The sequence below is a fragment of the Brevundimonas sp. TWP2-3-4b1 genome (assembly GCF_049897665.1).
GTDB lineage: Bacteria > Pseudomonadota > Alphaproteobacteria > Caulobacterales > Caulobacteraceae > Brevundimonas > Brevundimonas subvibrioides_B.
This window is the reverse complement of sequence record NZ_JAFCWQ010000026.1, coordinates 14,964-36,434: the sequence shown is the minus strand read 5'-3', so window position 1 is coordinate 36,434 and position 21,471 is coordinate 14,964. Positions and strand designations below refer to the sequence as shown.

The window sequence follows — 21,471 nt, the reverse complement described above, 5'->3', positions numbered from 1 at the left end:
CAGGCTCACCCACGGCCTCAAAGGGCCAAGGGGCACACGGGTTCAAGGCCGCGGCGGGCGGCTGCGCGAACAGCCGCCCGCATCCGCACTCTACAATGAAAGCAAAGACACAAGGGGTTTTGCTGCTGATCGGTGAGATCGCGTGTCACCCCTCACCCGACCGCGCCAGAACGACGGCTATCGCCGCCGTGCGCAATCTCCCTCTCCCGCAAGGAGAGAGGGACTAGACCAGATTGCGCTTCCCATACCCCGCCATCGCCTCGGCCATCCATTCGGCCAGACCGGGCCGGGCGGCGTCGTATAACGCCTTGAACTCAGCGTTCTCGACGTAGAGCCGACCCAGACCGGCGTAGGCCTCCGCTGTCGGCGAGGTCTTCCAGCTCTTCGTCACCCACGCGTGGTGGCGCTGCAGAAGGGGATCCAGCGCCGGATCGTCGGCCGCCGTTCCGTGCCCCATTGCGAAGGCGAAATCATCGCGCAGCGCCATCGACTCGGCGCGCCAGTCCTCACGCTGGTCCGCCGACATGGCCGCCATTGCCTCCCGCCCCATCTCGATCCGTTCGCGCGCCGGCTCGCCGTATTTCTCGATCGGCCAGGCCTCGTATTCGGCCTGTTTCTGCGGGCTGAAGCCCTCGTACAGTTGCTTGTCCATGATCGTCGTTCGTCCTTCCAGTTCGGCGATCGTGCGGTCGATCGTCCGGGCCAGACGGCGATAGCGGTCCGCTTCCTGTTCCAGCCGCGACCGCTGCTCGCGCAGGGCCGTCAGCCGGTCGAGGTCCTCGGCGTCCAGCAGGGCCGGAATGTCGCTGAGCGCGACCCCGAACTCGCGATGGATCAGTATCTGCTGCAGGCGCAGCAGTTCCGTTCGCCCATAGTAGCGGTATCCATTCTCGCCGACCGTCGCGGGCTTCAGCAATCCGATGGCGTCATAGTGGTGCAGCGTCCGGACCGAAGTCCCGGACAGCTTCGCCAGCTGGCTGACGGTATGGATCGTGTGGCGCGCGTCGTTCCGCATGGACAGACCTATGGGGCCTCACGCCACGTGAGGGTCAAGGGGTGACGAACGACGCCGCTCGACGTATTCTCGGCGCGTCGGGTTCTCCGACCTGGAACGCCTATGTCCGAGATTGCGCGAAAGGCCTGAGGCCGACCGTCGCTGACTGTCTGAGCCTCTGATCACCCGTCGGCGTGAATGCGCCGGCGCGAGCCTTCACGACATCACGGACATTCTCCAATGAACATCTCCCGTGCGGAGCAGCGGACGCTGCACGCCCTGGCGCAAGGCGGCGCGATCGTGCTCGAGCGCGATCCCGACGGCCAAATCCTCAAGGCCGACTGTTTCACCCGCGACGGCTTCCAGCTGGCCGACTGCATCCTGTCGGTGTGGAAGAAGCTGAAGACCAAGGGGCTGATCCAGTCGCTCGACGGCGGGCCCTATCGGGTCAACCGCGAGGGGCTGGCGCGCATGCGCAGCCAGCTCGACAACCGCGTCTCAAGTCGCGGCTGGTGAGCGCCTGAGGAAGAGGACGCGCGCGGCGCCGTAGTCGCGCGCGTCCAGCCTGTCGTAGCCGGGCGTGTCGATGTCCGGCTCGTCCGAGCCGCGCTCGAAGACCACCAGGGCGCCGGGTTTCAGCCAGTCGCCGTGCAGCAGTCGTTGCAGCGACTGCTCGCCCAGCCCCTTGCCGTAGGGCGGGTCGAGGAAGGCGAAGTCGAACGCCTCGCCGTCCGATCCCGGCCGCACGCCCATCTCGATCGCGCTGCGCCGATGCACCCGTGTCGCCCCCATGATGCCGTAGGCGTCGGCGTTCTCGCGGATGGCCCCGCGCGCCTCGTCGTCGATCTCCACGAAGACGCAGAAGGCCGCGCCCCGGCTCATCGCCTCGAAGCCCAGGGCCCCCGATCCGGCAAACAGGTCCATGACCCGCGCACCCTGCAGCGGCTCGGCCCATGATGCATGTTCCAGGACGTTGAACACGGCCTGACGCGCGCGATCGGAGGTCGGGCGCGTGCCCTGTCCCTCAGGCGCCACGATGGCGCGACCTTTGAGCTTTCCGGCGACGATCCTCATGGCCTGCCTCTGGACCGAAACCGCGACGCAATGCAACGGTAAGTCATGTCCCCGTATGAAGCGCTCGTCCGTGCCGTTCCCCTCGCGCGCCGGTCGCCGATGATCACCGGCTTCGAACCGCAACGGCCCTGGCTCAAGCTGGGCGGCTTCATCGCCCTGGCGATGCTGCTGATGGTCGTCGTCACGATCGTCCTGGCCATCATCGTCCGCATCATTCCCGGAGCGACCGATCAACTAGGCCTGTCCGGGCCCCTGCCGGTGACGCCCCTGCGGTTGATCGGCGAGAGCGTGAGCACCCTGCTGCTGGCGGCGATACTGGGCAGTCTGGCCCTAGCCATTCTCGCCGCGGCGTCCATGATCTACCTGCGTCCGCTGGCGGACTTCCTGTGGCCCGGCCGCAGGTTCAATGCCGGAGATCTCGGCGTCGGCTTCCTGGCGATGGCCTGTGTCAGCGTGATCCTGTTCCCCTTCTATCTCATGATGGGCGCAGAATGGACCCCGCCGCTTCTCAGCCCGACCTATGCCGACTAAACGCGGCCGGTCTTCGTCGTGGCCAGCATCGTCGGCCTGCTGGGCGCGGCGGCGGCGGAGGAGGTTGTCTGTCGCGGCGTCCTGCTGCGTCTCACGACCCAGCTGACGCGGCATCCCGTCGTCCTGTGCCTGATCAACGGCCTGCTATTCTCGGCCCTGCATCTCGACCCCGATCCCGTGGCCTATGTCGCGCGGGCGCTGTCCGGCGCGATCTGGACCTGGGCCGCGATCCGGCTGGGCGGGCTGGAATTCGCCATCGGCGCCCACCTGGCCAACAACCTGATGATCTGCCTGTTCTGGCAGCCGCTCTCCGCGAGCGAGGTGGGACGCGATTCGGACTGGATCGAGCTGGCGCCGGAGGTCTTCGTGGCCATCATCATGCTGGTCGTCATAGAGCGGCTGGCCGACGGACCTCGCGACTGGCGCCTGGCGCGACTAGCCCCGCGAGGGGCCGCGTGATCCGCCGGGCTTGCCGCCCGTAGGACGAGGACCGCCCGGGCCAGAGCGGGGCCCGCTGGAACGCGGCGCGCCGGCGCCGTCGCGCGGCTTGAAGTCGCGTTTGGGCTTATCCCCGTCACGAGCCCAGGTCGCCGATTTCGGCCCGATGATCTTGTCCTCGCGTGGTTTGAAGACCCGGGCGGGCCCACTCCTGGTAGACGGGGCGCCGCCCGCGGCGCCCTCTTCGCGAGGCTGCCACGGCTTCTTGGTCGAGGGACCGCGCGGATTGGGCGCGCCGGCCTTGGCCCAGCCGGCCTTCTTCGGCGGCCGGTTGGCGCGTTCGACGCCCTGGACATGGGCGTCCTCGGCGGCGCGGACGCGGCTGGGCTTGCGCGACGGGTCCGACATGGCCGAGCCCGAGACGCCCGCCACCTTCGGCGTGCTCGTGCGGCGACCCGGCACGGGCGCGGGCGTGGCGACGGTGTTGCCCTCGGGCAGATTGTCGGGGCGGATGTGTTCGCCCAGCAACTCGCGAATCACGCGGGGGCCGATCTCCTCGACCGAGCCGGTCGCCAGGGTCCCCAGCTGGAAGGGTCCGTAGGCCAGCCGGATCAGCCGGTTGACGGTCAGGCCGACCGATTCCAGCACCTTGCGGACTTCGCGGTTCTTGCCCTCGGCGATCTGGACGCTGATCCACAGGTTGGCGGCCTGCGAGCCGTCCTCCTTGGTCGTGGCCTTGTCTATGGTCGCCTCGACCGGGCCGTAGCGGACGCCGTCGACGGTGACCCCGTCCTTCAGCCTGTCGAGCTCGGCCTGGGTGATGCGACCCCGCGCCCGCGCCCGGTACTGACGCACCAGCGCCGTCTCAGGCAGCTCCAGAGCGCGCGACAGCTCGCCGTCGTTTGTCAGCAGCAGCAGGCCTTCGGTGTTGATGTCCAGACGCCCGACCGAGATCACCCGCGGCAGGCCGCTGGGCAGGGCGTCGAACACTGTCGGCCGCCCTTGCGGATCGTTGTGCGAGGTCAGCAGGCCGACCGGCTTGTTGTAGCGCCAGACCCGCGTGGCCTGGGCCGCCGCGATCGGCTTGCCGTCCACGGTGATGACGTCGTCGCGCGTCACCAGGGTCGCCGGCGTGTCAAGGATGCGGCCGTTTACCGCTACCTTGCCCAGGCCGATCAGCCGCTCGACCTCGCGGCGCGAGGCGATGCCGGCGCGCGCCATGGCCTTGGCGATCCGCTCGCTGCGTTTCGGCTCGACCGGCGCGGCATCCTTGCCTGGCTTGCCGCCCGGCTTGCCACCGGCGCGCGGGCCCTTCGGCTTCGGTTCCGGGCGTGCGCCCTTGTCCGGCGCATAGGCGCGTCCACTGCCTGAGCTCCGGCCGCCTTCAGGGGCCTTGGTGCTGGACTGGAACAGGGCGGCGGAGGCCGAGCCGGGTCGCGCGGAGCCGCTTTTCGGGCGGTCGCCGGGCTTATGCGCCCTCGGGGCTTGACTGGGCCGGGGCTTCTTGTCGTTGTCGTCTGTATGGCGGGCCATGATGAGCGGTTCATGCGCATGGCATTGGACCTGGCGCAAGCGGCGGCGGACGCCGGAGAGGTGCCTGTGGGCGCCGTCGTGGTCGATGAAGCGACCGGATCCGTCGTTTCCGTCGGCGCCAACGGCTCCATCGGAGGCCTTGATCCCACGGCTCACGCAGAGATCGAGGCCATTCGCGCGGCGGCCCGGGCGACCGGAAACTATCGTCTCACGGGCCTGACGCTTTATGTGACGCTGGAGCCCTGCGCCATGTGCGCCGGGGCCATCAGCCATGCCCGAATCGGCCGCGTCGTCTGGGCGGCGGACGATCCGAAGGGCGGCGCCATCATCCACGGTCCCCACCTGTTCGAACAGCCGACCCTGCATTCGCGCCCGACGACCGAGGGCGGCCTGTTGGGGGAAGAAGCGGCGGCGCTGCTGCGCAGCTTCTTCCGGGAACGCCGGTCCGTCCGGCCCGTTAGCCAAGCCTGACCGTAACGCCTAGAGAGACTGATGCGTCATCTGATCCTGATTGCGGCCGCGACTTCGGCCCTCGCCGCCTGCGGCCCAAAGCCCGCCAAGGCCCCGACTGACGGCGAGGCCGTGCGCCAGCGTGCGATCGACGCCCAGACCGCGCGTCGTCGCACGGGCGCCGAGGTTCAGGATCGCGCGGTCAACCGCGTCATCCGCACCGTCTATCTTTGCGACAACGGTGAACGCCTGTCGGTCGATTTCGACAACCCCCGCGCCATGGCGACGGTCCGCAACTCGAACGGCGAGGCCGTTGATCTGTATCAGGAAAGAGCCGCCGATGGCATCTGGTACAAGGCCAGCGCCTATGAGCTGCGCGGCAAAGGCATCCTAGCCACCTGGTCCGCCGACGGCCGCCAGCCGACGGAGTGCCGGGCGATCGACTAGGCCGGCACCGTCAGCCGGGCATCGAGGCGGCTCCGGACATCCGGCCAATCCCGGTCCAGAACGGCATACAGCGCCGTATCCCTGACCCGGCCGGTCCAGGTGATCTTGTGATTGCCCAGCACGCCCTCGAACCCCGCGCCCAGCTTCGTGATCGCCGCACGGCTGCGGGCATTGGTTGCATCGGTCAGGATTTCGACCCGCACGATGCCCGAGGCGAACGCATGCTCCAGCATCAGCCGCTTGCAGGCCGGGTTGACCACGCCGCCTCGCGCGTCCGGCCGATAGAAGGTCGCCCCGATCTCGCAGCGCCGGTGCTCGGGCCGGATCTCATAGAGGCTGGAGGTGCCGACCACGACGCCGTCCGACAACCGCCGCACCGCGTAGGCCACCTTGGTCCCGGCCTGCATGTCCCGCAGCGCCGAGGTCCAGAACCGGTCGAAATGCTCGCCGTGCGCCGTCCCGACCATGACGGCCCAGCTGTCCGGATCGACGTTCAGCGCCGCCCGCACCTCCCCCTTCAGCCCGGCCGCATAGGGCTCCAGCCGCACCCAGGCGTTTTCCAGCGGAACGATCGGGATCACGCCGCGCCTTCACTCTTCAGGAAGTCGAGGATCGGCGCGGTGTGGTCATATCGCTGCACAAAGGCGTCGCCGATCCGACGCGGGAGGATCAGGGTCACGCCCCCGGCCTCCGCCTTCTTGTCTCCCGCCATACGCGCCAGCAGCGCCTCGGCCGAGAATTGACCCGCCTGCGTCAGCCGGGTCGGCAGACCCGCCGCCGCGATCACCGCCTCGACCCGTTCGGTGTCCGCCGCCGTGCACAGGCCCTGGGAAACCGAGAACCGGAACGCCATGCAGCAGCCCAGCGCCACGGCCTCACCATGGGCCAGCGCCGCCTCCTCGAAGCCCAGTTCCGCCTCGATGGCGTGGCCGAAGGTGTGGCCGAGGTTCAATAGGGCCCTGCGGCCCGCCTCCTTCTCGTCCTCGCCGACGATGGCCGACTTGATCTCGACCGAGCGAATCACCGCCCGCTCCAGCGCCGCCGGATCGCCCCTGGCCCCCGCTGCCCCGTCTTCCGCCAGCCAGTCGAAGAAGTCTGCATCGCAGATCAGCCCGTGCTTCAGCACCTCGGCCCAACCCGACCGCAGTTGCACATCCGGGAGGGTCGCCAGCACCTCGATATCGGCCAGCACCAGCCGCGGCTGGTGAAAGGCCCCGACCAGGTTCTTGCCCCGGGGCGTATCGATCGCCGTCTTGCCGCCGACGGAGGAGTCCACCTGGGCCAGCAAGGTCGTTGGAACCTGCACGAAATCGATTCCGCGCATGTAGAGGGCCGCCGCCAGACCGGCCAGATCGCCGACGACCCCCCCGCCCAGGGCCACCACGACGTCCTTGCGATCCAGCCCCGCCGCCAGCAGCCGGTCCATCAGCCGTTCCAGCTCGGCGAAGGACTTGGACGCCTCGCCCACCGGCACCGCCACGATCTCCGAGCGCACGCCCGCCGCCGCGAGCGACGCCTGCAGCGCCGGCCCGTGGAGCGCCGCCACGGTCTCGTCCGAGACGATCACCGTCTGCCCGCGCACGAGCGGTGCGATCCGCGCGCCCGCCTCGGCCAGCAGCCCGCGCCCGACCACGACGTCATAGGCGGCGAACGATCCGCCGGAGACCGCAACCACCGTCATGCCGTCGCTCCGTTCGCCCAGTAGTGGTTCAGGGCCGCGACGATCGCGTCCACCGCCTGGGCATGGGCGCCCGCGCCGACGTCCACGGTCAGATCGGCTGTCGCCTCGTAGACGGGGTAGCGCACCTCGGCCATCGCCTTCAGCGCCACGAGCGGGTCCTTGCCGCGCAGCAGGGGCCGGGTGTCACGCCGTTGCACCCGCTGGGCCACGATCTTCAGATCGGCTCTCAGCCAGACCGAGGTCGCATGGGCCTTCATCAGCTCCCGCGTGTCGGGATTCAGCACCGCCCCGCCGCCGGTGGCCAGCACGATCGGCGGTCCTTCCAGCAGGCGGCGCATGACCCGCGCCTCGCCGGCCCGGAACTCGGCCTCACCCATCCGGGCGAAGATATCGGACACGGTCATCTGCGCCGCCGCCTCGATGGCCTCGTCACCATCGACAAAGGCCAGGCCCAGCCGGTTGGCGAGGCGACGCCCGACCGTCGATTTGCCCACGCCCATCAGCCCCACCAGCGCTATGGTGCGGGTCGGCGCGGGAATCGCGGCGGCCGAGGCGCGTGCGCTCACGGTCGGTCTCGGCGGGAGGAGTTACGGCAAGGCATGGTCGCTCCAGTCTCTACACCAAGCGCCGCCGCTCGCCAGCGCCCGTCTGACGGCGCCCGACAATGACCACGCCCCAGGTCGAAGCCTTCCTGGAGATGATGGCTGTGGAGCGGGACGCCTCGCCAAACACGCTGTCGGCCTACGCCCGCGATCTCGCCGATGCGGAGGCGGCCCTCGGTGCGCTCGGCCTGATGGCCGCGGACGAGACCGCGATCGAGGCCTGGTTCGCCGGACTCTCGCTTCGGGGCCTGTCCGCCGCCACGGCCGCGCGCCGTCGCTCGGCCGTGCGCCAGTTCTACCGCTTCGCCATGGGCGAGGGCTGGCGCGCCGATGACCCCTCCCGGCGCCTCGACGCCCCGAAACAGGGCCGCTCCCTGCCCCGCACCCTGAGCCGCGAAGAGGTCGTGCGGCTGCTAACCGCCTCCGCCGCCCGCGACGGCGCCTCGGGCGTGCGCATGATCGCCCTGGTCGAACTGGCCTACGCCTCGGGTCTGCGGGTCTCGGAACTGCTGGCCCTGCGGGTCGAGGCCGTGCGGCGCGATCCCGCCTACCTGATCGTGCGCGGCAAGGGCGGCAAGGAGCGGCTCGCGCCCCTGAACGCCTCGGCGCGGGAGGCGGTGAAGGCCTGGCTGATCGTTCGCGACGCCGCACGGCCCGAGAAGGCGCCCGACAGCCCCTGGCTGTTCCCCTCAGGCACGACCGCCAGCCATCTGACCCCGCGCCGCTTCGCCCAGATGCTGGATCAGGCGGCGCTGGACGCGAACATCGACCCCGCCCGGGTCAGCCCCCACGTCCTGCGCCACGCCTTCGCCACCCACCTGCTGGAGGGCGGCGCCGATCTCCGCGTCGTCCAGACCCTGCTCGGCCACGCCGACATCGCCACGACCCAGATTTATACGCACGTGGCGACCGATCGCCTGACGCAGGTGGTCAACCGGCACCATCCCCTGGCGCGGGAGGATTAAGGGGTTCGGTCAGGAACTCGCGTTCCGCCACGGATACCCGTCGTTCCTGAAGCGTCATCGCCTCGGATGCGCCTTGCCGGCGGCGGTTCCCGCACATCCAGCACGAGCAAACCTTCAGATGTTCGGCGGCGCGCGCTTTCGGATCATGGGGATAGATGCGCCGAGCCTCATCCCGCTTTCGCGCGAGGTCTCTGCGCCGACGAGCGCGTTTTGATTTCGGAGTTTCCACGATCTGCCTCCACCTAGTGCTCAAGTGTGGCTTAGCCCCGCGCACAAGTGCCGGGGCGGTTGGGACGCCGCGCGTCCAGGGCCATGATGCTCCGCCCGCCCACTTCCTTCAAGGACCAAGCCTTGATCCTGCCCACCGCCTCCCCTAGCCTCTGACGCTCACCTCAGACGAAGGCCCGCGCCGACCATGTGATCCCCTCCCGACCGCAACCGCCTCTCAAAGCCTTGCATCGGGAAAGCCATGTCCGCCTCCATCGTTCTGCACGATCTCGCCTGGGCCCCGCCCGGCGGATCGCCTCTCTTCTCCGACCTGAACCTCGCCTTCGGCCCTGAGCGCACCGGGCTCGTCGGTCGCAACGGCGTGGGCAAGACTACCCTCCTGCGCCTCATCGACGACCGTCTGACGCCTCAGGCCGGGAGCGTGAGCGTCAACGGCCGCGTCGCGCTTCTGCGCCAGACCGTTCAGGTCGATGAGATCGAAACCATCGCCGACCTGTTCGATGCGACGGACGCCCTCGCCCTCCTCGGCCGCGCCGAGGCGGGACTGGCCGACGCCGACGACCTGGCGGGCGCCGACTGGACGCTGGAGGCGCGCATCGCCTCGGCTCTCGGCCGGCTGAGCCTCGACGCCACCCCGGCGACACGCCTTGCGACCCTCTCGGGCGGCCAGCGCACCCGGGCCGGCCTCGCCGCCCTGCTGTTCGCAGAGCCGGACTGGCTGATCCTCGACGAGCCGACCAACAACCTCGACCGCGAAGGGCGACAGGCGGTGATCGACCTGCTGGCCGACTGGCGCTCCGGGGCCATCGTGGTCAGCCACGACCGCGAACTGCTGGAGACGATGGACGCCATCGTTGAGCTGTCCACCCTCGGCGCGATCCGATACGGCGGTAACTGGTCGGCGTATCGCGTCCGCAAGGCGCTCGAGCTCCAGGCGGTCCAGCGCGAGCTCGCCGATGCCGACAAGCGCCTGACCGACCTCGCCCGCACGGCGAGACAGACCGCCGAACGCAAGGCCCGCTCCGACAAGGCCGGTCGAGCCGCAGCCGCGCGCGGCGACCAGCCAAAGATCCTGCTTGGCGCCAGGAAGGACCGCGCCGAGGACACCGGCGGCGAGCAAGCCCGCCTCGCAGAGCGCCGCCGGGACCAGGCAGAAGGCGCGGCGACGACAGCCCGCGAACGGATCGAGGTGCTCCAGCCGCTGACCGTTACCCTGCCCCCGACCGGCCTGCCCATCGGTCGAGAGATCCTGGCCCTCGACAGGGTGTTCGCCGGCTATGTCCCCGGCCACCCCGTGCTGACCGGCCTGTCCCTGCGCATCGCCGGTCCCGAACGTGTCGCGATCACCGGCCCGAACGGCTCGGGCAAGACCACCCTGCTCAGCCTGATCACCGGCGCCCTCGCCCCGACGTCGGGCAGGGTACGGCTATCGACGCCCGCGGCCATGCTGGACCAGCAGGTGGCGATCCTCGATCCGGCCCTGTCGATCCGGGACAATTTCCGCCGTCTGCAGCCGGACGTGGACGAGAATGGCTGCCGCGCCGCCCTCGCCCGCTTCATGTTCCGCGCCGACGCCGCGCTCCGGATCATCGGCGATCTATCAGGCGGTCAGCGACTGCGCGCCGGCTTGGCCTGCGTGCTCGGCGGCCCCACGCCCCCGCCCTTCCTGATTTTCGACGAGCCGACCAACCATCTCGACATCGACTCAATCGAAGCGGTGGAGGCGGGGCTGCGGGCCTATGACGGCGCGCTTCTGGTCGTCAGCCACGACGAGGCCTTCCTCGACGCCATCGGGATCACGCGCCGTATCGACCTCTGTTCTCCTGAACCCCCGCTTGCCCCGGCGCGTTGACCTGTCTAGGTTCCGCCGCCTTGCGACAGGGCCGTTTCGCCCGCCCCTTCCGGACGCCCCATGGCCACCCACTATCTCGAATTCGAAAAGCCGATCGCCGATCTGGAGGCCAAGATCGAGGAGCTCGGCCTGCTGTCGGCCACCTCCGGCTCGTTCGAGACCGAGATCGACGGCCTGCGCCGCAAGGCCGAGCAGCTTCGCAAGAAGACCTATGCCGAGCTGGACCCGTGGAAGAAGACCCAAGTCGCCCGCCACCCCCAGCGTCCGCACTTCATCGACTATCTGGACGCCCTCTTCACCGACTATGTCGAGCTGCGGGGCGATCGCCAGTTCGGCGACGACCAGGCCATCCTGGGCGGTCTCGCCCGCTTCCGGGGGCAGGCTGTCGTCGTCATGGGCCATGAGAAGGGCCACGATACGGCTACCCGCCTGACCCATAATTTCGGCATGGCGCGGCCGGAGGGCTATCGCAAGGCCGTGCGCCTGATGGACATGGCCGACCGCTTCGGCCTGCCGGTCTTGACCTTCGTCGATACCGCCGGGGCCTATCCGGGCCTGGGCGCCGAGGAGCGCGGCCAGGCCGAGGCCATCGCCCGCTCGACCGAGCGCGGCCTGATTCTGGGGACGCCGATGATCGCCACGGTCACGGGCGAAGGCGGATCGGGCGGCGCCATCGCCCTGGCCGCCGCCAACCGCGTCCTGATCCTCGAACATTCGATCTATTCGGTCATCTCCCCGGAAGGCGCCGCCGGCATCCTGTGGCGCGACGGCGCGCGGGCCAGGGACGCGGCCAACGCCATGAAGATCACCGGCCCCGACCTGCTGGCTATGAAGATCGTCGATCGGATCATCCCCGAACCGATCGGCGGCGCGCACGCAAACCGCGAGGCCGCCATGGAGTCCGTCGGTGACGCCGTCTGGGACGAACTGCAACAGCTCCTGCCTCTGACCCCGGCCGAACTGCGCAAACAGCGTTCAGATCGGTTCTACGCCATCGGTCGCCAGACCTAGGCCGCGCTGCGCGGCTGCGTTCACTACCCCGCGTTGTGACGCGTCGAGCTCTGCCGTTAACGCTACGTAGAGAGGAAATGGCCATTTTCGGCCATCATCGATCCAGGCCTCCCCATGCACCCTTCGATTGCCCGGACCACACGGCGTCCATGAGCGCCGCCGAAGAGCCGCTGCGCGAGAGCGCAGTCTTCAACCTGACCGAAGCGGTCACGATGGTCGTCGACGATTCGCCGTTCAGCATGGAGGTGACCATCCAGGCGCTCCAGGGCTTCGGCATCCGCACGAAACACACGCCACGCAGCACGGCCCAGGCGATGGAATTGCTGAAGCTGCACCCCGTCGATCTGCTGTTCATCGACTGCGAAATGGAGGGCTCCGACGGTCACGGACTCGTCCGCTGGCTCCGCCGCTCCGGCCTGGAGCCGAACGCCTTCGTCCCGGTGATCATGACCGCCAGCCATGTGCGACGCTCCAAGGTGGCGGACGTTCGCGACTGCGGCGCCAACTTCCTCGTCACCAAACCCTTCAGCCCCGCCGTGGTTCTGGAACGCATCATCTGGGTCGCGCGTGACAACCGGGCGTTCCTTGAGGCCGGGGACTATTCCGGCCCGGACCGCCGCTTCGCCCCCGCGACGCCGCGTAACGCTGGCGAACGGCGCGCCGATATGATCCGCCTGATCTCGCACCTGGCCGACAGTGCCGCCGCCGCTTCCACCGAGGCGCTCTCATCATGACCGCCGTGATGTGGAAGCCCCGCACCTCGCGCCTGTCGACCATCATCGACCAGCCCGGCGGCCTGAGTGTCGGCGTCGCCATGGCCCAGGCCCGCGCCAACCTCGACAACCTGAAGGCCGAAAGCCAGACCATCGTCGCCGAACGGATCGCCCGGCTCGCCGCCCTTCAGGCCCCGCCCGCGGATCAGGACCCCGTTCTACGGTTGAACGAGGCCTATGAGATCGGCAGCGCGATCATCGACGCGGCCGGCCCGTTCGATCGCGACGACCTGTGCAAGGCCGCCGCCGGCCTGTGCGACCTGATCGACGCGGCCCTCCCCGGCGCGCCTTTCGACTGGCGTATCGTCACTGTCCACGCCCAGGCGCTTCAGCTGATCCTCGGCCTGCCCGAGGATGCGGAGGAGACCCGCACCGAGATCCTGGCCAATCTGCACCAGATGGTGGCGCGCAAGATTCCGGCGGCGGATCAACCCGCCGACTGACGGTCCGCGTCGAGGCCGATCCGCGCGCCGCGCGTCTGCTTCTTCCACAGAGCCGCGTATTCGCCGCCAACCCGGGCCACCAACTCATGGTGCGCCCCGCGCTCGACGATCCGGCCGGCCTTCAGCACCAGGATCTGCTCCGCATCGGCGATGGTCGACAGCCGGTGAGCCACCACCAGGGTCGTCCGCCCCGCCTTGGCCTTGCGCAGAGTCTTATGGATCGCGGCCTCGGTGCGGCTGTCCAGCGCGCTAGTCGCCTCGTCCAGGATCAGGAAGCAGGGATCGGCCAGCAGGGCCCGGGCGATGCCGACCCGTTGACGCTCGCCGCCGGACAGCTTCAGACCCCGCTCGCCGACACGCGTCTCCATCCCGTCCGGCAGACTGCGGATAAACTCCGCCAGTTCCGCCGCCTCCGCCGCCGCCCAGATCGCCGCCTCGTCCGCCTCGGGGCGGGCGAAGGCGATGTTGACCGCCAGTGTGTCGTTGAACAGGGCCACGTCCTGCGGCACCAGGGCCACGGCGCGGCGCAGCGAGGCCTGGGTCACGTCGCGCACGTCTGCCCCGTCGATCACCACGCGTCCAACCTGCGGGTCCAGCAGCCGCAGCGCCAGTTTGACGATCGTCGACTTGCCCGATCCTGAAGGCCCGACCAGGGCCGTCGTCGTGCCCGGCTGAACGGTGAAGGACACATCCTCCAGCCCGTTTGCGCGCGCGTCGTGACGGAAGGACACGTCCTCGAAGGCCAGCGCCCCCCCGCTCTGCCCCTCGGGCCGGACGAGATCCGCAGCGCCGGGCGCATCGGCCACCTGCGGCGTCTGGCGCGTGACCTTCAGCATCTCCTCCATGTCGATGAAGGACTGGCGGATTTCCCGATAGGCGAAGCCCAGGATGTTTAGGGGCGCATACAGCGAGATCAGGATCAGCACCGCCGCCGTCACATCGCCCGGCCCCATCCGCCCGGCCGCCGCCTCGAACCCGGCCATGACCGCCATGACGCCAAGACCGATATTCATGATCAGGGCCTGCACCGCGTTCAGCAGCGCCAGCGAACTGTTGGCCTTCAGCGCGGCGTCGTTATAGGCGCCAAGGGCCCGGTCGTAGCCCAGCGCCGCCCGCGTCTCGGCCCCGAACGACTTCACGGTCTCATAGTTGATCAGGGCGTCGACGACCTGGCCCGCCGCCTCGGTATCGGCCGTGTTCATCGTCCGGCGATGCTCGATCCGCCAGTTGGAGATCGAGAAGGTCAGGATCGAGTAGACGACCACCACGACCACCGCGACGGCCGCGAATCGCCAGTCGTATTTCCCGCCCAGCACCGCCGCCGCCAGGATCAGCTCCAGCCCGGTCGGCGCGAGGTTGAACGCGAGAATCCTCAGCAGGAAGTCGACCGAGCGCGACCCGCGGTCGACCGTCCGCGACAGGGCGCCAGACCGCTTTGTCTGGTGGAAATCGAGCGACAGGCTCAGGGCGTGGGCGAAGGTCTCGGTCGCCGCCGTCCGCTGCGCCGCCGCTCGCACGGGCGCGAAGACCACGTCCGAAAGCTGCGGCGCGCTCGACGACAGGAACCGCACGATCGCCCAGCCGACCGCGAAGCCCGCGAAGCCCAGTCCGACCGAAACGCCCGCCGGCTGATCCGCCGCCAGATGGTTGACCGCCGCGCCCAGCACCAGCGGCGCCAGCACCCCCAGCCCCTTGCCCGCGATGGTCAGCAGTATGGACACGGTCAGACGCAGCTTCAGCTGCGGTGCGCCGGATCGGGCCACCAGCCGGATCAGATCCATCAGAGCCGGGATGGTTTTGGGATCGACGGGCGCCTCGGCCGCGGCGCCGGCATTCTGCGCCTTGGCCTCTATGCCGCCCCCGCCCCGCTGTCCCGATCGTTCACCACGCGCCATGCGACCGATATGGACTGCGCCGGGGTCTCACGAAAGGCCCGCGATCGCCTCGATGATTTCATCCACCGCCGCCTCTTCCGTGGCCCATGAGCAGACGAACCGCACCGAGCCGTCGTCGAAGCGGTAGCAGGCCCAGCCCACCTCATTGAGACGCGCATGCGCCTTTAGGGGCATGCGCACGAAGACCGCGTTGGCATCCACCGGATGGGCCAGAACAAATGGAGAGCGCGTCGCGATGCCCTCCGCCAGCCGCGCCGCCATCCGATTGGCGTGGGCGGCGCCGTCCTCCCAGGCGTTGGACTCCAGCATCCCCAGGAAGGGCGCGGCCAGGAAACGCGCCTTGGACGCGATCTGGCCCGCCTGCTTCAGCCGGTTGTCCACCCTCCGGGCCAGGGTCTTGTCGAACATCACGATGGCTTCGGTGCAGAGGCCGCCGGCCTTGGCTCCGCCGAACACCAGGACATCGACGCCGAGCCGCGCGATCTGGGTCAGGTCGAACCCCGCCGCCGCCGCGTTGGCGAGGCGCGCGCCGTCAAGATGAACGCCATACCCCCTGGCCTTCACCGGCTCGATCAGGTGGCGCAGTTCCTCCTCGGTATAGACCGTGCCGTATTCGGTCGACTGGGTCAGCGACAGGGCGGCCGGCGGCTGGCGGTGTCCGACCTCCGGCTCGTCCAGCGCGGCTTCCAGCGCCTTCTGATCGATCTTGCCCGACGAGCCCGGCAGGCCGATCAGGCCCAGGCCCTGGCCGAAGAATCCCGGCGCGCCGGTTTCGTCCGTGCAGATGTGAGCCGCGTTGTGCGCCAGCACCGCCTCGTGCGGATAGGCCAGCATGGACAGGGCGATGGCGTTGGCGGCCGTGCCGGAAAAGACGAACCGGATCTCGGCGTCCGCATCCAGTCTCGCCCGGATCTGCTCGGCCGCGCGGGCGGTGACATCATCCGCCCCATAGGCCCGGGCGAACCCGGCATTGGCGTCGATCAGCCCCTGCAGGGCGGCGGGGGCCATGCCGGCGGTGTTGTCCGATCCAAAGTCGTAGCGCATCGCGGCTCAGGCCTCGTTCTGGTCGTCGTCGGGACGGGTGTCGAACCCCGCGCTGCGGGGATTCGTCCGGCCGCGCAAACCCTGCACGCCCTCCGTCGCCAGAGGCAACGGCGCATAGTCGTCGCCATAGGGCACGGCGACCTGGTGCGGGAACGGGATCTCGATACCCGCCGCGTCCAGCGCCTCCTTCGCCGCCTGAAAGACATCGGCCCGGGCCTGCCAGTAGTCATCAGACGTGGTCCACGCCGTCAGGGTCATCTCCACCGAACTGTCCAGCAGGTCGGTCACCCCGGCCCAGGGCGCGGGATCGGGCAGAACCGCATCAATGCCGCTCGCCGCACCGACCAGCGCCTCCTTGGCGATGTTCAGGTTGTCGCCGTAGCCGACCCCGAGTTTCAGCTCCATCCGCCGGTTCTTCTGGCCCGAGAGGTTCAGGATGATGTCGCCGAACACCTTCCCGTTCGGGGCCATGATCTTCACATTGTTGGCGTCCGACAGCTGGGTGAAGAACAGGTCCAGCCGCTGCACCTTGCCGACGTTGCCGCCGATATTGACCAGATCGCCGACACGATAGGGCCTCAGCACCAGCAGCATCACCCCGGCCGCCACGTTCGACAGCGTCCCCTGCAGCGCCAGGCCGACGGCCAGGGAGGCCGCGCCCAGCACGGCGATGATCGATGTCGTCTGCACGCCCAGCCGCTGCAGCACAGCGATGAAGCCGATCAGATAGACCAGCACGCGCACAACCTGCACCGCGAAACTCATCACCGTCGGGTCGTGGCGGAACCCCCGCACGCGACCCAGGGCCTTGCGAGTCGCAGACGACGCCCAGCGCGCCGCGAACACCGTGGCGGTCAGAATGATCAGGGCGACCGACAGATTGACGGCGAAATCGCCCGCGATCTGGGTCAGCCTGGCCAGCATCACCGCATCGACGGCGACCGCCTGCTGTCCCGTGGCGAGGAGTGTGTCGAAAGTATCGAGCGTCGAAGACATGAGCGGGGTCTAACGCCTTGGTCCCGATTTGGAACCCCGCCTGTCAGGAACTCTGCTTCGCCACCCGTCCACCGCCGCTCTCCAGCGAGTCCAGCAGGTCCATCACGTCGTCCAGCGTATTGGCCTCCCGCGCCGGCTTGTCCCAGCGGATACGGCTGACGCGGGGGAACCGCATCGCCACCCCTGACTTGTGCCGGGGCGACCGCTGCAGGCCCTCGAACGCGATCTCCAGCACTAGGCCGAAGTCCCGCTCAGCCCGGACCGACCGCACCGGTCCGAACCGCTCGACCGTGTGGTCGCGCACGAATTTGTCGAGCTGTTTCAGCTCCTCGTCGGTGAAGCCGAAATAGGCCTTGCCCACCGGGGTGAGCGCCCCCTCGGACGTCCAGACGCCGAAGGTGTAGTCGGAATAGAAGCTCGATCGCTTCCCGTGCCCGCGCTGGGCGTACATCATCACACAGTCGACCGTGTGCGGATCACGCTTCCACTTGAACCACGGCCCCTTGGGACGCCCGGCGACATAGGGACTGTCCCAGCGCTTGAGCATCAGCCCCTCGGCCGCCGCCCCCACCGGCGGATCCGCCCGCAAAACGCCGAGCCCCTGCCAGCTGTCGAACGCCACCACCGGGGAGAGATGCAGCCGCTCGCCGGTGTGGCCCGCCACCACCGCCTCGAGCCGCGCGCGTCGTTGGAGCAGCGGAAGACCGCGCAAATCTTCCCCCGCCTCCCTTAGCAGGTCATAGGCATAGAGCGACGCCGGATAGGCGGCCATCAGCTTCGCATCCACGGTCTTGCGGTTCAGCCGCTGCTGCAGGTCCCCGAACGGCGCGACCTGCCATTCTCCCTGCGATCTGGCGCGCATGACCAGCAGCTCCCCGTCGATCGCCGCCTCGAAGGTCAGGGCGTCCATCAGGTCGGGGAAGGCGCTGGTGATCTCGTCCCCGTGCCGGGAATAGAGCCGCGCCACCCCGTTCTCGCGCACCGCCTGCACGCGGATGCCGTCCCACTTCCATTCGGCGGCGTAGTCGGCGGGATCGAGCCTGTCGAAATCCACGGCCTCGTCGATGGCGACGGCCAGCATGACCTGCCGGAACCGGCCCGGCGCCTCGGTGTCCGGCCGCTGCGCCCGCCCCTCGACCCAGGCGAACAGCTCGGCATAGGGCGGTTCGACGGCATGCCACACCTCGACGATGTCGGCGGCGGTCAGCGGCTCGAGCGATTGCGTCGCCTCCCCGCCCCCCGGCTCCGGCGCCCTGGTGACCGTCTCGGGCCGCATCATCGCCACCGCCGTACGCGCCAGCTGCGCCGACAGTCCGACCCGCATCCCGCCCGTGACCAGCTTCAGCAGCGCCCACCGCCCCTTGGGGGCCAGAGCGTCCAGCCAGCCCTCGATCAGCCCCTGCACCTCGCCGCGCTTCGCCAGGGCCAGGGCATCGACCACCTCGCCCAGCTCCGGCTCCCGGTTCGGCCGATGGTCCGGGCTCCCCGGCCAGATCAGGGCCACCGTCTCCGCCAGGTCGCCGACATAGTCGTAGGACCAGCCGAAAAGCACCGGATCGACCCGGGCCTCCACAGCCTTGCGGATCATCGCCGGCTTCGCGGCATCGAAGGTCAACTCACCGGTCAGGGCCGCAAGGGCCCAGCCCCGGTCGGGATCGGACGTGGCGCGCAGATAGTCTCTCAGCAACACCAGCTTGGCGTTCCGCGACCCGGTCAGCGCCAGGCGGTCGAGCAATTCGGCGAAGGCGCGCATTGTTCTCCATGGGAAGAAGCCTGAAACCTCTCACCACTCCGTGCACCGCAGCGAAGGCCGGGGTCCAGATGCAAACTCCGAAGATGCCGATTGGTCTCCGGAATGCCTACTCACGACGAACATCGAATCCGCGGTCCGGACCCCGGCCTTCGTCGGGGTGCACGGTGATTGATCGCGCGAAAACGCCCCGGAAGTGTCCCTCCGGGGCGCAATCATCAAGCGGGGATCAAACTAGTTGAACAGACCCGCGATTACGGCGGCGATCAGGCCACCGGCGACGGAGGCCAGGACCACGTCATTACCCGAGCGGACGTATTGGTATCCACGCGGCGGCGCGCGCAGGCCGTAACGGTTGTAGTCATTCACGACATAGCCTCGCGAATAGTAGCTCGGAATGCGCTGGCCATAGCTCCACTGACGGACCTGATAGCCACGCGGCGGGGCATAGCGACCGGCGTTGTAACGGCGCTCCGACCGCTGCCAACGGTCATAGGCTCGAACGTCCTGACGGTATTCGCGACGGTCATCACGGTTGTCCTGGCGCCATTCCTGACGGTCGTCACGGTTGTCCTGGCGCCATTCCCGACGGTCGTCACGACGATCCGAACGATCATCGTGTCGGTCGTCACGACGATCATCGTGGCGGTCCTGACGGTGTTCCTGACGATCCTGACGGTCGTAGCGCGACTGGGCGTCGGCGGCCGAGGCGACACCCATGCTGCCGGCCGCGATCAGGGCGGCCAGTGCGACGGTGGTGAACTTTTTCACGGCGAACTCTCCTAATGGTCGGGGACTTCCGACTTCCCCCCACATTAGTATCCGGCGTTTGAGCCGGGCCTGAACGACGCCGCTCACCTCAGGTTCAGGCGGCCGCCGCCGTTTCGCCCGATTCGGCCACCTCTGCCGCCGCGCGCACACCGGTCCGGCCGCCGTGCACCTTTTGCATCAGCCGGGCCAGGGCAGCGAAGTCGATCGGCTTGTTCAGATAGGCGTCGGCGCCGGCTTCGAGGCCCGCCTGATGGTCCTCGTTTCGCGCCGAGGCGGACAGGACCGCGATCGGCGTCTCCGCGTTCGGCCCCCTGGTGCGAATCAGGCGCGTGGCGCTCAGACCGTCCATGACCGGCATGTTGACGTCCATGATGATCAGGTCGAACCGCTGCTGGCCCGCCATGTCGACGGCGATCTGACCGTTCTCGGCGGTGACGGTCGCGTGGCCCGCCGAACCCAGCCAGGCTTCGAGGATCATGCGGTTGACCGGGTGATCCTCGACCACCAGGACGTTCAGGCTTTCCCCGTCGCCGACCTCGGCATCGATGGCCTCGGCCTCGGTCAAGGCCTGCCATTCGACCACGTCCGCCTCGACCACCAGGGTGAAGGTCGAGCCTTGACCCACGGTGGAGGTCACGGTGATGTCGCCGCCCATGATGTTGGCCATGCGCCGCGCGATGGTCAGGCCCAGGCCCGTGCCGCCGAACCGGCGGGTCGACGAGGCGTCGGCCTGGGTGAAGGGCTGGAACAGACGTTCGAGATCGGCCTCGGCAATGCCCGAACCACTGTCGGTCACCGAGAAGGTGAAGGCCACCCGGCGGTCGTTGATGCGGGTGGATTCGGTGCGAAATTCGATCACACCGGCGTCGGTGAACTTCACGGCATTCGACAGCAGGTTCTGGAGCACCTGGCACACGCGCAAGGGATCGCCCTTCACCACGGCCGGCGTTTCGCCGACGAAGGTAGAGCGGAACTCCAGCCCCTTGGCCTCGGCCTGGGCCACGAACGGGCCCGTCACGCGGCGATGCAGATCCTCGAGCGAGACGTCGATGCTCTCGAACGTCATCTTGCCGGCCTCGATCTTGGTCATGTCGAGGATGTCGTTCAGCAGGCTCAGCAGGTTGTCGCCCGAGTTGCGGATGATCGACAGATATTCCCGCTGCGTCGTCTCCAGCCGCGTCGCGCCCAGCAACTGGGCCGCGCCCAGCACGCCGTTCATCGGCGTGCGCAGTTCGTGCGAAATGACGCCGAGGAAGTTCGACTTGGCCTGGTTGGCGGCGTCGGCCTTGTCGCGGGCGCCCTGCAGTTCCTCGATCAGGTGGGCCTGATGCTCCTGGAAGGCGCGAATCCGCTCCTCGCGCAGCATGGTCATGGTCACCAGAACGAACATCCCGGCCGAGGTGAAGGGCAGGATGGCCAGGAACGGCCAAAACAGCGGCCCGCCCCACAGGCTGGCCGCGATGATAAGCGCCGCCACCGTATAGGGCGACGAGATCACGATCGCCTGTTTCGGCGAGCTTCTCAGCTGGGCAAAGACGAGCACATAGCCGCTGACCAGCAGGGCCACGGCCAGCGGATGTCCGAACGGATGAGGCGAGAACCACGCCATCAGGGGCGCGGAGGCCCAGGCGGCGGTGGTCACGGTGGCGACAGCGGGGAACAGCAGGCCCCAGCCCGCATCAACCCGACCCGCCATGCCCTTTTCGACCTTGCCGCGGATCGCGCCGGCGCCGATCGTACCGATGAACCAGATGATGGCCTCGACCCAGCCGACCGTGCCCAGCAGGCCGATCGCCCAGCTGCCGATGATGATGTAGCGCAGATACTGGGTTTGCAGGATCGCCGTCAGGGCCTGCGCAGCCTCGCTGGCGCTGACGCCCGCCGAGCGACCCGAGTCGAGGCTTTTGCCGATATCCTCGGATCCAACCATACGTTCGCGCCATCCCTGAGAGTCCCGGGGGCGACGCTATGACGAACCTTCTAAGACGAAGTG

22 protein-coding genes are annotated in these 21,471 nt (G+C 68.8%); 10 read left to right on the top strand and 12 right to left on the bottom strand.

Translation table 11 applies throughout. From position 1 onward, the window contains the following. Positions 1–223: 223 nt before the first annotated feature. The gene (locus ACP7A5_RS15670) at positions 224–1,015 is read right to left on the bottom strand and encodes a MerR family transcriptional regulator (RefSeq protein ID WP_426042783.1); all 792 of its coding nucleotides are present in this window, start codon (positions 1,013–1,015) and stop codon (positions 224–226) included. A gap of 219 nt (positions 1,016–1,234) precedes the next feature. On the opposite strand from ACP7A5_RS15670, the gene ACP7A5_RS15665 reads away from it, so the two are divergent. Beyond that, positions 1,235–1,510, top strand: a complete 276-nt coding sequence (locus tag ACP7A5_RS15665) for a YjhX family toxin (RefSeq protein ID WP_426042782.1) — start codon at positions 1,235–1,237, stop codon at positions 1,508–1,510. Here ACP7A5_RS15665 and rsmD read toward each other — a convergent pair. Next, positions 1,493–2,068 (bottom strand): 16S rRNA (guanine(966)-N(2))-methyltransferase RsmD, encoded by a 576-nt coding sequence (gene rsmD, locus ACP7A5_RS15660; protein ID WP_426042781.1) that lies wholly within the window; start codon positions 2,066–2,068, stop codon positions 1,493–1,495. The two genes, ACP7A5_RS15665 and rsmD, sit on opposite strands and share 18 nt — an antisense overlap. Positions 2,069–2,113: 45 nt before the next feature. On the opposite strand from rsmD, the gene ACP7A5_RS15655 reads away from it, so the two are divergent. Continuing rightward, on the top strand, positions 2,114–2,599 hold the full coding sequence (locus ACP7A5_RS15655; protein ID WP_426042780.1) for a hypothetical protein: 486 nt from the start codon (positions 2,114–2,116) through the stop codon (positions 2,597–2,599). 18 nt (positions 2,600–2,617) lie between these two features. Further along, positions 2,618–3,058, top strand: a complete 441-nt coding sequence (locus ACP7A5_RS15650) for a CPBP family intramembrane glutamic endopeptidase (protein WP_426042779.1) — start codon at positions 2,618–2,620, stop codon at positions 3,056–3,058. On the opposite strand, the gene ACP7A5_RS15645 is transcribed toward ACP7A5_RS15650, so the two are convergent. Then, positions 3,035–4,570, bottom strand: coding sequence for a pseudouridine synthase (locus ACP7A5_RS15645; RefSeq protein WP_426042778.1), 1,536 nt, complete (start codon positions 4,568–4,570; stop codon positions 3,035–3,037). The genes ACP7A5_RS15650 and ACP7A5_RS15645 overlap by 24 nt on opposite strands. A 12-nt stretch (positions 4,571–4,582) precedes the next feature. Here ACP7A5_RS15645 and ACP7A5_RS15640 point away from each other — a divergent pair, with 12 nt between their 5' ends. Beyond that, positions 4,583–5,041: a nucleoside deaminase gene (locus ACP7A5_RS15640; RefSeq protein ID WP_426042777.1), complete on the top strand. Its 459-nt coding sequence runs from the start codon at positions 4,583–4,585 to the stop codon at positions 5,039–5,041. Between the two features lie 21 nt (positions 5,042–5,062). Then, positions 5,063–5,467 (top strand): MliC family protein, encoded by a 405-nt coding sequence (locus tag ACP7A5_RS15635; protein ID WP_426042776.1) that lies wholly within the window; start codon positions 5,063–5,065, stop codon positions 5,465–5,467. Here ACP7A5_RS15635 and ACP7A5_RS15630 read toward each other — a convergent pair. From ACP7A5_RS15630 to ACP7A5_RS15620, 3 genes are read right to left on the bottom strand one after another with little or no spacing between them, the layout of a single operon-like run. Further along, a complete protein-coding gene (locus ACP7A5_RS15630) occupies positions 5,464–6,048 on the bottom strand; it encodes a GNAT family N-acetyltransferase (protein ID WP_426042775.1) in 585 nt (194 codons plus the stop codon). The genes ACP7A5_RS15635 and ACP7A5_RS15630 overlap by 4 nt on opposite strands. After that, positions 6,045–7,148 carry a 3-dehydroquinate synthase gene (gene aroB / locus ACP7A5_RS15625; protein ID WP_426042774.1) on the bottom strand — a complete coding sequence of 368 codons (1,104 nt, stop codon included), beginning with the start codon at positions 7,146–7,148 and terminating at the stop codon, positions 6,045–6,047. The genes ACP7A5_RS15630 and aroB overlap by 4 nt, the downstream gene beginning before the upstream one ends. Further along, the gene (locus ACP7A5_RS15620; RefSeq protein WP_426042773.1) at positions 7,145–7,714 is read right to left on the bottom strand and encodes a shikimate kinase; all 570 of its coding nucleotides are present in this window, start codon (positions 7,712–7,714) and stop codon (positions 7,145–7,147) included. Before ACP7A5_RS15620 ends, aroB begins: the two co-directional genes overlap by 4 nt. A gap of 98 nt (positions 7,715–7,812) precedes the next feature. On the opposite strand from ACP7A5_RS15620, the gene ACP7A5_RS15615 reads away from it, so the two are divergent. The 5 genes from ACP7A5_RS15615 to ACP7A5_RS15595 all read left to right on the top strand — a co-directional run bounded on the left by ACP7A5_RS15615 (position 7,813) and on the right by ACP7A5_RS15595 (position 13,022). Beyond that, complete coding sequence (locus ACP7A5_RS15615) at positions 7,813–8,715, top strand: tyrosine recombinase (protein WP_426042772.1); 903 nt, start codon at positions 7,813–7,815, stop codon at positions 8,713–8,715. Positions 8,716–9,184: 469 nt separating this feature from the next. Then, on the top strand, positions 9,185–10,795 hold the full coding sequence (locus ACP7A5_RS15610) for an ABC-F family ATP-binding cassette domain-containing protein (RefSeq protein WP_426042771.1): 1,611 nt from the start codon (positions 9,185–9,187) through the stop codon (positions 10,793–10,795). 60 nt (positions 10,796–10,855) lie between these two features. After that, complete coding sequence (locus tag ACP7A5_RS15605; RefSeq protein WP_426042770.1) at positions 10,856–11,806, top strand: acetyl-CoA carboxylase carboxyltransferase subunit alpha; 951 nt, start codon at positions 10,856–10,858, stop codon at positions 11,804–11,806. Between the two features lie 149 nt (positions 11,807–11,955). Then, positions 11,956–12,540, top strand: a complete 585-nt coding sequence (locus ACP7A5_RS15600; RefSeq protein ID WP_426042769.1) for a response regulator — start codon at positions 11,956–11,958, stop codon at positions 12,538–12,540. Beyond that, the gene (locus tag ACP7A5_RS15595; protein ID WP_426042768.1) at positions 12,537–13,022 is read left to right on the top strand and encodes a chemotaxis protein CheE; all 486 of its coding nucleotides are present in this window, start codon (positions 12,537–12,539) and stop codon (positions 13,020–13,022) included. The genes ACP7A5_RS15600 and ACP7A5_RS15595 overlap by 4 nt, the downstream gene beginning before the upstream one ends. Here ACP7A5_RS15595 and ACP7A5_RS15590 read toward each other — a convergent pair. The 6 genes from ACP7A5_RS15590 to ACP7A5_RS15565 form a co-directional block, all read right to left on the bottom strand. Then, the gene (locus ACP7A5_RS15590) at positions 13,007–14,917 is read right to left on the bottom strand and encodes an ABCB family ABC transporter ATP-binding protein/permease (RefSeq protein ID WP_426042767.1); all 1,911 of its coding nucleotides are present in this window, start codon (positions 14,915–14,917) and stop codon (positions 13,007–13,009) included. The two genes, ACP7A5_RS15595 and ACP7A5_RS15590, sit on opposite strands and share 16 nt — an antisense overlap. Before the next feature lie 27 nt (positions 14,918–14,944). Further along, positions 14,945–15,961, bottom strand: a complete 1,017-nt coding sequence (locus ACP7A5_RS15585) for a threonine aldolase family protein (RefSeq protein WP_426042766.1) — start codon at positions 15,959–15,961, stop codon at positions 14,945–14,947. A gap of 6 nt (positions 15,962–15,967) precedes the next feature. Then, positions 15,968–16,957: a mechanosensitive ion channel family protein gene (locus ACP7A5_RS15580; protein WP_426042765.1), complete on the bottom strand. Its 990-nt coding sequence runs from the start codon at positions 16,955–16,957 to the stop codon at positions 15,968–15,970. Positions 16,958–17,000: 43 nt separating this feature from the next. After that, complete coding sequence (locus tag ACP7A5_RS15575; RefSeq protein ID WP_426042764.1) at positions 17,001–18,710, bottom strand: cisplatin damage response ATP-dependent DNA ligase; 1,710 nt, start codon at positions 18,708–18,710, stop codon at positions 17,001–17,003. A 231-nt stretch (positions 18,711–18,941) separates the two neighbouring features. Next, positions 18,942–19,478, bottom strand: coding sequence for an RcnB family protein (locus ACP7A5_RS15570; protein ID WP_426042763.1), 537 nt, complete (start codon positions 19,476–19,478; stop codon positions 18,942–18,944). A gap of 94 nt (positions 19,479–19,572) precedes the next feature. Beyond that, positions 19,573–21,408, bottom strand: a complete 1,836-nt coding sequence (locus ACP7A5_RS15565; protein WP_426042762.1) for an ATP-binding protein — start codon at positions 21,406–21,408, stop codon at positions 19,573–19,575. Positions 21,409–21,471 lie beyond the last annotated feature (63 nt).